At 31.9% G+C, this 9,801-nt stretch carries 10 protein-coding genes and 1 riboswitch; of the genes, 1 reads left to right on the forward strand and 9 read right to left on the reverse strand.

Translation table 11 applies throughout. The features are described 5' to 3' along the window. Positions 1-8 precede the first annotated feature (8 nt). On the reverse strand, positions 9-1,277 hold the full coding sequence (locus tag LQK79_RS07070; protein WP_053241756.1) for an extracellular solute-binding protein: 1,269 nt from the start codon (positions 1,275-1,277) through the stop codon (positions 9-11). A gap of 173 nt (positions 1,278-1,450) precedes the next feature. Here LQK79_RS07070 and LQK79_RS07075 point away from each other — a divergent pair, with 173 nt between their 5' ends. Continuing rightward, complete coding sequence (locus LQK79_RS07075) at positions 1,451-2,389, forward strand: AraC family transcriptional regulator (protein WP_231016046.1); 939 nt, start codon at positions 1,451-1,453, stop codon at positions 2,387-2,389. Positions 2,390-2,571: 182 nt separating this feature from the next. Here LQK79_RS07075 and LQK79_RS07080 read toward each other — a convergent pair whose 3' ends face one another. The 8 genes from LQK79_RS07080 to LQK79_RS07115 form a co-directional block, all read right to left on the reverse strand. Further along, a complete protein-coding gene (locus tag LQK79_RS07080) occupies positions 2,572-3,180 on the reverse strand; it encodes an NUDIX hydrolase (RefSeq protein ID WP_231016047.1) in 609 nt (202 codons plus the stop codon). A 111-nt stretch (positions 3,181-3,291) separates the two neighbouring features. Continuing rightward, positions 3,292-4,158: a 4-hydroxy-tetrahydrodipicolinate synthase gene (gene dapA, locus LQK79_RS07085; RefSeq protein WP_053241757.1), complete on the reverse strand. Its 867-nt coding sequence runs from the start codon at positions 4,156-4,158 to the stop codon at positions 3,292-3,294. 113 nt (positions 4,159-4,271) lie between these two features. Then, positions 4,272-4,442: riboswitch (Lysine riboswitch) on the reverse strand. A gap of 60 nt (positions 4,443-4,502) precedes the next feature. Next, entirely contained in the window at positions 4,503-5,045 is a 543-nt protein-coding gene (gene hxlB, locus LQK79_RS07090; RefSeq protein WP_053241758.1) for a 6-phospho-3-hexuloisomerase, read from the reverse strand. A gap of 20 nt (positions 5,046-5,065) precedes the next feature. Beyond that, positions 5,066-5,686, reverse strand: a complete 621-nt coding sequence (locus tag LQK79_RS07095; protein ID WP_053241759.1) for an orotidine 5'-phosphate decarboxylase / HUMPS family protein — start codon at positions 5,684-5,686, stop codon at positions 5,066-5,068. Then, positions 5,687-6,640 (reverse strand): sugar kinase, encoded by a 954-nt coding sequence (locus LQK79_RS07100; RefSeq protein WP_231016048.1) that lies wholly within the window; start codon positions 6,638-6,640, stop codon positions 5,687-5,689. 17 nt (positions 6,641-6,657) lie between these two features. Continuing rightward, entirely contained in the window at positions 6,658-7,401 is a 744-nt protein-coding gene (locus LQK79_RS07105; RefSeq protein WP_053243294.1) for a sugar phosphate isomerase/epimerase family protein, read from the reverse strand. Between the two features lie 88 nt (positions 7,402-7,489). Then, complete coding sequence (locus tag LQK79_RS07110) at positions 7,490-8,110, reverse strand: bifunctional 4-hydroxy-2-oxoglutarate aldolase/2-dehydro-3-deoxy-phosphogluconate aldolase (protein WP_053241760.1); 621 nt, start codon at positions 8,108-8,110, stop codon at positions 7,490-7,492. A gap of 476 nt (positions 8,111-8,586) precedes the next feature. Continuing rightward, positions 8,587-9,612, reverse strand: a complete 1,026-nt coding sequence (locus tag LQK79_RS07115) for a LacI family DNA-binding transcriptional regulator (protein WP_053243167.1) — start codon at positions 9,610-9,612, stop codon at positions 8,587-8,589. Positions 9,613-9,801: the final 189 nt, after the last annotated feature.

Here is a 9,801-nt window from a genome sequence, read left to right on the forward strand (position 1 = left end):
CTCCCATGTTACTTAGATTGGGCAAAAAGTGCATCCATGTCTTTTGCTAATTGATCAAGCAAATCCTTTGGAGTTCCTTTATGTCTTATAGCTGCTTCAAATGTTTTTTGTATTTTATTATTCATTTCCTCAAACTTTGGATTTGGTATTCTTGCCCAAGCGGTTTTCATTTGATCCAAATAAATCTTTTCAATTGGATCTGCGGTAACTTTAGGGTCATTTGCTGCATCCTTATTTGTTGGCATCAAGCTTGCTTTCTGTTCAAGCTCTACTTGAACTTTCTTTGAACACATAAACTTCATGAATTCCCATGATTCTTTTTCATGCTTAGTGTTTTGGAACATTACTAAATCTTCTCCGCCTATAACAGATATGCTTCCACCTTTTCCTTCAGGGATTAAGGCTGCTTCTGCTTTTTGTTTTGCTTCATCCTTTAGTATGCTGTAGAACCAAGGTCCATCATCTATCATAAGATACTGGCTTTTCTTTATGCCATCCCAAGTACCAGGTTGTCCTCCAAGCATAGTCTTGCCAATAACGCCTTCATCATTAAGCTTTACTATTTTTTCAAGAGCAGCTACACTATCTGCACTATTGATGTAACCATCAGCTTTTGTATATTTATCATCACAGTACTTACCACCTAAAGATAAAAACCAAGGCGACATTGCCCATGCTTCTGTTCCAGCAATACCAAGTAATCCCGATTTATACTTTCCTTTAAGCTTTTCAGCAGCTGAAATCAAATCATCCATAGTTTTTGGAGCTTCATTAAGTCCTGCTTCTTTCAACAAAGACTTACTATAAAGAGCTACTTTTGTATTTGTATCTTGTGGAACTCCATAATACTTCTCTTTCCACTTTGTAGTATTCATAGGAGCTTCAAAGGAACTATCCTTTATAGCTTTAAATCCATCCAAACCACCTAGTTCTTTAAGAGAACCCATGTTTGCAAATTCAGGTACCCATATTATATCCATTCTCATAACATCAGGTCCTGAGCTGCTATTTACTGCCTGAACCACTTGCTGTTTTAATCCATTTGTAGGCATTGTAACAGCTTTAACTTTAATATTAGGATGTGCTTTCTCAAATTCCGGCAAAACTTGCTTGTTAAATACTACCTTTTCAGTATCACTAAAGGTATGCCAAAAGGTAATTGTCACTTTGTCACCACTAGTGTTATTATTTGTAGAATTACTTCCACCACATCCAACTAATATTGAAGAAATAAGTGAAGCCACTAAAGTCAAAGATATAATTTTTTTTCTTAACATTTCTATTCCCCCTCAATTTATTAAGAACAATTAGCCTACGTTTAAACGCTTACATTGTATTTTTTTATTTACAATAATATTGTATTTAATTTACGCTTACTTTAAAATAGACTTAGAATACGTTTTTTGTATTATAGCGACTTTTTTAACTTTTTAAAAATGAAGGTGCTGTTATGAATGATAAAGATAAAATAAAACTATTTTCTATTGATATGGAGGTGATGCCAAAGGTAAGGCTTATTGGACATGTTAACTACTCTACTCCTTGGAAGCACTTTACTAGAACTATTAGCGAATATGTCATGTATTTTGTAAAAAATGGTGAACTTTATATGAGGGAAAATAACAGTGATTATGTACTAAAAAGAGGCGATATATTACTTCTTGAACCAAACATAGAGCATACGGGTTTTAAAGCAAGCAACTGCCACTATTATTATATACACTTTAAGCACAATGGGCTTTCTTCATATGGAGAAGATGACTTTACACAGATATGCAGTGATATTTATATAAAAAGGAAGCTTTCTTTACTTAGCAATGTATTTTCCGAAAAGCCTTCTACAGATTCTATACACTATCTTCCCAAGTGCTACCATTACAAAAACGTTAGTGAATTATTTTCAAAGCTTACAGAAAACGATTATATATTTTATCAAAAGCTAGAAGGTTATAAAATATCAGCTTCTTTAAAATTTGCGGACTTACTGATGGAGATTTGCAGGCAATATGCTTCTGAAATACTTGAAAATTCTCATCCACAATTTTCAAAATCAGCTTTAAAAATAAGAAAGATCATCAATTATCTAGAGAAGGCGTACAACTGCAAAATTACCAGCCATGATATAGAAGATTTGTGCGAATCAAATTACGATTATGTAAATAGGATATTTCAAAGGACAACAGGTCATACAATTTTTAATTACCTTAATTTGATTAGGATAAAACAAGCTATGGATTTAATATACACTACTTCCTTAAAATATTCTGAAATTGGATATTTGGTTGGCATTAATGATCCCTATTATTTTAGCAAGCTCTTTAAAAAGTATACTGGTATGACAGCAAGCCAATATGCCAAAAACAGATGTGGAAATAGCGATAATTTATAATTATCAGCTTTCATGAAATATGGAGTTAATGAGCAAAATTATTGAGGCAACAATTTTGGTTCTAATTATGTTGTAAATTATTAAATAACATAAAAATTATCCACACCTTAATCAATTATTTTAATGAAGGTGTGGATAATTTTTATTTAGGCTATGTTTTAAATAAGCACTTTCTTTTGCATTTACTTAAATAATTCTTCTCCCATGCCCACAAATGCTTGAAACATTATAAATGCTCTCATATCCATCTTAACATCTCTTTTTAATAGTTCCTTAACTTCATTCCGTGAAAGAAGCATCACTTCTATATCCTCATCATCCTCAAGAAATTCTTTTGATAAAGTTCCTTTGCAAGTGCAAAAAACTATGGCTGCAGATTCATCCGTCATACCTGCTGATGCATAAACCTTGCTCTTTGTTTTTTCATGATTTATATCAATAAGTTCAAGTCCCGTCTCTTCCTTAAGTTCTCTCGCTGCTGCAGCATCAAAACTTTCGTTTCCATCTATAAGTCCAGCTGGAAGTTCATAAACATAATCATTTAAAGGAACCCTAAACTGCTTTATGCAAACTAACTTTTTACTCTCCACATGAAATGCAACAATTATTGCAGCATCAACTTTTTCTTTCTTTCCTTCAAAATATTGTTCTTTAAGCGTTTCAAAATCTTTTCTAGAAGCCACAGTCCAATGCTTTAAATTTCCCAATTTATTTTTATATTCAATGTCATAAAGACTTAAAAACTTAGATTCCGCCATAGGCGTTAACTTTTTTATTTTGTTTTCGCTCATTATGTATCACTCTCGCTTTCCATAAAAATATCCACACTTATACTATATATTTTAGCATAAATGTGGATAACTATTTATAAAATGTTACTTATTTTTATAAACATTATTAAATTATAGTGCGCTATCTAATTTTTTAGCTAGCTCTTCTGATACTGATACTAAAGGTAATCTTAATTCGTGGGATTTTATCAATCCAAGCTTATAAAGGCAATACTTAACTGGCGCTGGATTAGGCTCTTCAAACAGCATTGGTATTAACCCAACTACATCTTTCCATATTTTAAATGCTCCAAGATGGTCATTTTGTATTACTTTATTATATATTTCAATATATTTTTCTGTATTTACATGCGCAGATGCCATAACTCCACCATCTCCACCAAGCATTAATGTACTATAGAAGAAAGCATCTTCTCCTGTTAATATAGAAAAGTTTTCATCAGAAGGTCTGTTCAATAAAAGCTCTGTAGTTTGTCCAAAATCGCCGCAAGCATCTTTTATTCCAACTATATTCTTAAATTCAGCAAGTCTTCTAACTGTATCATTTTCAATATTTCTACCAGTTCTATATGGTATATTGTATAATATTATATCCAAGGTAGTAGCTTCAGATATAGCTTTAAAGTGCTCATATATTCCTCTTTGATCCGGTCTATTATAATATGGACATACAGATAATATACCTTTTATATTATACTTTTCAAACATCTTAATACTCTGTGTCATTTTGCTTGTATTATTTCCACCAAATCCAACGTATACTGGAACATTTCCCTCATTACATTCAATTGTCTTATTAAGTACAGCTTCATATTCATAATCTGTAAGAGTTGGAGTTTCACCTGTAGTTGCAAGAGGCATAATGCCTGCTATTTGTTTTGAAGTATAATGTTTTATAAGTTTGCCATAAGATTCCAAATCAACTTCTCCATCTACAAAAGGAGTAACAACTGGTATTAACACACCTTGAATTTTCATTTACATACCTACCTTCCTCTTACCTGTGGGAAACAAAATATCAGCAAAAAACACAGCAGCAAAGGAACACCCTTGCTGCTGTTATTAACGTAACATTTAATAACCTTGCACGTGTACCTTGTAGCTCTCCACTATACTTTAGTGACAGTTTTATACATGTTCTATATAAAACCAGAAACCATCTTCGCCAAAATGACTTCTTCGGCTGATATTCCTTTCTTTGTTTCTAAGACGCCTGCCGGCTAAAAACAAATACTTATAATTACAGCACCTCTACCCTAGGTAAGAATTCAATTTATTTTTATACATAGTTTATCACATATTTATTTTTATTTCAACTTTATCTATTCTAAATTACTATGATTTTTCATAGCTTCTTCATTATGAAGTTTATCTTTATAACTAAGCTTTAAACACAGCGCATCCAAAACTATATGAAGGCTTTGATCAAATAATGAACTTAAAATTTGTATGGATCTTACATTCTTATCTGATTTTACGGCTCCAGGAACTATCAAAAAGCTCGATGAAATTTTTATTAGCGATGAATCTTTTCTACTGCTTACTCCTATTACGGATGCGCCTTGATCCCTAGATTTTTTTGATAAATTTAATACCATAGAAGTTTCTCCAGAACCAGATATAGCAAATATCATATCTTTTTCGGTAATAGATGGTGTAATTGTTTCTCCAACGACATACACCGTATAGCCTAAATGCATAAGCCTCATTGCAAAGCATTTTCCAACAAGCCCTGATCTTCCTTCGCCATATACAAATATTCTTTTATCTTTAGATATTAGCTTAACAATGTTATCTAATTCATTCTCATCAACATTTTTCACTACACTGTTTACTTCATTCAGTATTTCGCTTAACACTTCCATCAATCTCATCTCCCGATTTTTTAGCCTATAATATTGTTCTTAAACCTACAAGCTGCTAAACCTATATCATTTGATTTTGTTATAGCTGAACCAACAACCAAAATTTCCGGATTGATAAGTAATATATCTTTTAAAATATCTTCCTTAACACTTCCACCTAGTGCAATCCTTTTGATGCCTCTATATAAATCACTATTTTTATTAAAATTATCAATTAAATTTCCATGTTTATTATCCTTAGGTAGATGAATAAAGAATATAGCATTATCAAACTTCTTTAATTGTGCTATCTTACTTTCACTTGTTCCCATAAGGTCTATCATAACATCTTTGTTATATTCTTTTGAAACATTATAGCATATCTCTATAGTTTCTATTGGAGAATTTCCCATAACCGTAGCAATATCGGCCCCCGCTTCAAATGCGGACTTAAATTCATATTCACCTTCATCACAGGTTTTTATATCTGCTAATATGGTTTTATCCTTAAAATTTTCTTTAATAAAACTTACAGATTTTTTTCCGTAGTCTTTAATAAGAGATGTGCCAACTTCTATTATGTCAACATAATCTTCAGCTTTTTTAGCAACGCTTTTAGCTTTCCCTAAAGTTATTCTATCTAAAGCTAATTGTATCTTCATTTAAGCCTCACTGCCTAAAAATTTTTCAAGTTTTTCTCTTGTCGGATAACCATCATTATCTCCAGGTGACATTACTGCCATAGCTCCTATTGCATTTCCACGTCTAACAGCATCCTTTATGCTTAATCCTTCTAATATTCCACTTATAACTCCAACTGCAAATCCATCTCCAGCACCAACTGTATCTACTACTTTTTCTACCTTAAAGCCAGGAACTGTATGTGTTTCTTCTTTAGATTTAACAAATGCTCCCTTTGTTCCAAGCTTTACTATTACGATTTTAGCACCCTTATTTAAATAAAAATCTGCAATTTCTTCTGGCTTATCGCTTCCAGTTAATATTAATCCTTCACTTATGCCAGGCATTACTATATCACTTTTAAAAGCTATATCATTTATAGTTTTTATCATTTCTTCCTTACTGCTCCAAAGCTGCATCCTTAAGTTTGGATCAAAAGTAATTCTTATGTTGTTTTCTTTTGCTAGCTCTACTAACTTGTATGAAGCGTTTCTACTGCTTTCAGATAATGCTGGAAATATTCCTGTTAAATGAATGTGCCTAACATCACTTAAATCTAAGCTTTTAAGATCATCTATATTAAAATTTGCTGCAGCAGAATTTCTTCTGAAGTAGAATATTTTAGGATCACCATCACTTACCTTTGATTTAAGCTGAAAGCCAGTAAAAAATTTATCTGTAGAACTTATATATTTTGTTCCTATATTTTCTTTGCTTAGGCTTTCCTTAATAAACATACCAAATGGATCTTCTCCTAATTTTGTTATGTATTCAACGGAATGGCCTAGTCTTGATACACCAACACATACATTGACCTCAGCACCTGCTAAAAACTTTTTAAAATGATTTACATCTTTTATTTCCTTATCTATATCTTCTTCGCCCTCTGCCGCAAAAAGCGTTAATGGCTCTCCAATTGTTATAACTTCGCTCATAAACCATTCCCCCATTCTTAATATTTAATCAATTTTTCAATACCTTCTTCAACAACTGAAACACTTTCGCAAGGATATTCTAAACCAACATTAGTGTCCTTGGGCAATATATCTAATATCTTTCTCCATTCTATATTGCCCTTATCTAATGGAAGAGTTACATTTCCTTGAGATGTTTTTTTAACATCCTTTAAATGTACATATGTTGTAAACTCTTTTAACAAATTTGCGTTTTCTAGTTCATCTTCATTTACCCAACACCAATTTCCAGCATCATACACATAACCAATATTAATTCTTTGAGCCTTACAATCCGTTAAGAACTCAATTATATTACGCGATGTTCCATTTTCATAAGTTTGATCGTTTTCTATATTTAAGTTAATACCATAATTTAAAAACTGATCTAAAGCTTCTTTTAAATTTGAATGGAAATTCTTATAATCTCCTATGCTAAACTTTATATTTTTGCAATTTATAATTTTTGCTTCTTGGAAATATTTAGCTAAATTTTCTTTATCTAATTTTCCATCCTTAAACATGGTATCAGGAACACTATAAAAAATATCAAGCTTCATTTCTTTAGCCAATTTTCTATAAAGGTCCAGTTCCTTACTTAAATCCTTTATATATTCCCTTCTGATCTCAATATTTTTTACTCCAAGATTAGAAACAAAGCTAAAAAACTTGTCTTGTGTAAACCCTTTGTCAAAATAATTCTTAAAAACCAAAGTATTTATAACTATTAGCTCTTTCTTCATTACATTCACTAAAGCCCTTCCACATTTTATTTTAGACTGTATAACCTAGTAATCCTTAGAATCCATTGATATTCTTTTAAGTCGCAGCCTATTTCAATGCATCAAATATTTTTTTAACCCTTATATCTATATCTGATAAATTATCCTCTGTTATATTCTTTGTGAAATATCCACCTAACCCAACTGCTACTACTCCATTGTTAAACCATTCTTTTATATTTTTTTCACTTACTCCACCTGTAGGCATGAAATTCATGAAGGGGAAAGGTCCTTTTAACTCTTTTATATATGAAGGTCCAAAAGCACTTCCTGGAAATAATTTTATGATATCTGCTCCCATCTTATACGCTTTGTATGCTTCTGTAGGAGTTGCTACACCTTGTGAACAGCATACATCATTCTTTACACAAAAGGCACACACTTCTTCAACTATACATGGTGAAACTATAAAATCTGCTCCATATCCTACCGCTTCTTTTGCTTCTTCTAAACTTAAAACCGTTCCTGCCCCAATTAAGCTGTCTGGAAACTGCTCTTTAAGATTTTTAATTAACTTTCCAGCATCTTTAACTGAATAAGTAACTTCAATCGCCTTTATTCCATCATCAATTAATCTTTTTGAAATTTTTTCAGCCAAATCAAAATCTGCGCATCTAATAACAGCTACAACGCTGCCTTTCATTTTTTCTTGAACTTCATTCTTCTTCATTTTTATTCTTCCTTTCAAAATTAAAATGTATTATTTTTGTAAATCGGTTTCTAAAATCCGTAAACCATACTTAGTCAGTTCACAATAAATGTTGATAAACCTATGCTCTGTGCATTTTAAATTTTGAGGTAATCCCACTATAGATAGACAACTTGAAACTTTAAAATTGCAATCTCCAAATTTATCCTGATAAACTGGAATTTAGCTCAATGCACAATTCACAGTTCACAATGCACAATGAAGGTAAATTTACCTTTCGTTACTCTCAGGTAAATCTTAGAACTTAATAGTGTCAGCTGAGCTGAACACTATATTTTAAGCGCTTTGCGCACATTAAATTTCTAGATTTTTCGAAGCATAGCTGAGAAAAATCATCATTCATTGTGAACTGTGCATTGTGAATTGTGAACTGAGTCAACTTCCAGTTTGTAAGGATAAATTTGGTATTGGTAATTTAAATATTTCAGCTTGTTTATCTATACATTTGTTATAGTTGATCCTCTTATTTCTAGTTTAGAATTAAGCTGTTTATGTATTACCTTCTGTGAAACTTCATTCTCAATTCTATCTAAAAGCAATTTCGCTGCTTCAAAGCCCATTTCATAAGATGGCTGCGAAATAGTTGTAATTCCCGGTGGTATAAGTGATGCCCACCCCCAATTATCGTACCCGCAAATACCCAAATCCTTTGGTATACTTACATTTAACTTATTTGCTGCCGCAAGAGTATCTAACAATATAACACCATTCACTGCAAATATTGCTTTCTTTCCAGTGTAGTTATTTAAAAACTTGCATAAATTGACGTCCAAATTTCCACCCTTGCTATAATCCACACTGCATACGCTGAAGCTAGATTTATCAAGCCTTTTGCCGCAAACATCTAAAAAAGCTCTCTCTCTTTCTTTTCTCGGCCTAACATTCTTTTCTTTTTCGGTAAAAAAACATAAGCTATTAAAACCAACATCAATTAAATAGTTTATTGTTTCAGTTGTACTGTCGTAATTGTTGCTAGTAACAGAATCAATTTTTTCTTCACATAAAGTTCGGTCAACCATTACTATAGGAATGCCTTTGCTTTTAATCTCAAGTAATAGTTTCTCATTATAGCCTGTACTATTAACTATAAGTCCTTCTACTCTCTGATCTAATAAAGATTTGATATACTCTTGTTCCTCTGTTTCATCGTTATCTGAATTAACAATAACCATATTATAGCCTCTTGTTTTGCACTCATCACCAATTCCCTTAATTATAATTGAAGAAAAAGGATTGGTTAAGTCAGCTATAACTACGCCAATTAGCTTACTTTTATTTGACTTCAAACTTCTAGCTATATTGTTGGGTCTATAATTCAACTTTTCAATAGCATCGCCTATTCTCTCTTTGGTGCTTTGAGACATATATTCAAACTTTCCATTTAGATACCTTGATATCGTCGCCTTAGATACCCCTGCCATCTTTGCTACATCATCTATTACAACTTTCTTATTTTTGTCCATTTTGACCTTCCTTTAGTAACCGGTTTCTAAATATATATTACTCCTATAATGATAAATTTGCAATATATAAATAATGCGAAGTAACAGTGACTTGTAACATTAAAAAGAATCCATAAATCTAAGTGGTTATTTAAAAAAAGTGGTTGCTTTGAGTTCTAGAAGGATAATGGGCAGAGCCCAAACCCCGCG

It is taken from the genome of Clostridium guangxiense, assembly GCF_021043395.1.
In the GTDB taxonomy this organism is placed as follows: Bacteria; Bacillota; Clostridia; order Clostridiales; family Clostridiaceae; genus Clostridium_S; species Clostridium_S guangxiense.